Annotated in this window: 1 protein-coding gene and 1 pseudogene; both read left to right on the forward strand. The window is 47.2% G+C overall.

Annotated elements, in window-relative coordinates; all coding sequences use genetic code 11:
• Window positions 1-462, forward strand: a 462-nt coding sequence (locus tag ACFIN0_RS09910) for a lytic transglycosylase (RefSeq protein ID WP_375702470.1), incomplete at its 5' end; no start/stop codon positions are given.
• 12 nt (window positions 463-474) lie between these two features.
• Window positions 475-817, forward strand: a pseudogene (locus ACFIN0_RS09915) (phage tail protein); the annotation flags it as partial.

Genomic DNA, 817 nt, shown 5'->3' on the forward strand with positions numbered 1-817 from the left:
CCCATGCAAGCGGCAGATGCCATGGGGCGGTTGACGCTTGATAATCGCAACCATTTAAGCCGTGTATTGGGAAGAGCGCCTACTGATGCAGAATTGTATTTAGCACATCAACAAGGGGCAGGAGGAGCCGCCCGCCTTTTGCAAAATCCCCATGCCAATGCGGCGCAAATTGTTGGGAGCAATGCGGTTGGTTTGAATGGTGGCAACAGCGGTATGCGTGCAAGTGATTTTGTCAACCGCGTGTTACAAATGTATGGGGGGCAGCCTTATAGAGCAGCAAGTCCTATAGCACAGGGTGGTTTTGGCAATAGAGACAACATGTTAGAGGTTTTACGGGCATTATTAGCATCACAATTAGCATCCCAAGAAGAGTCTTCGGAAGAAGAAGAGAGTGATGAAGATGATAACCCTTTGATGACGCCATTCATGCGGGCATTTTACGGACCATTTTACCGAAATTAGGATTCATGAGAGATGTCGACGATTTATGATTGGTCGCTTAGAGCGGCGGATAATACGCGTTGTGATGCTTTAATTGATTGGTCAGAAGGACAGCATCCTAGCAGTGTGAACAAGAGCGCCCGTGTGATGATGCAGCGCGTGCGTGAATATTTATCAGACACGGGTGGAGAGCTTGAAGGGATTGTTACCAATGATCATGTCCAACAAACGAGTGTGATAAGACTTGCAAGCACCTCACAGTTTTTAGGTTATCAGAATGGTATCGTTTTGCGCTTTATGGCGACGGGCAGGAATGTTGGAGCAACCACAGTCTCCCTTAATTCTTTAGAGGGCAAGCCTGTTTATAAAGCAACAG

Origin of the sequence: Bartonella sp. AA89HNZF (assembly GCF_042196905.1) — a bacterium.
GTDB lineage: Bacteria > Pseudomonadota > Alphaproteobacteria > Rhizobiales > Rhizobiaceae > Bartonella.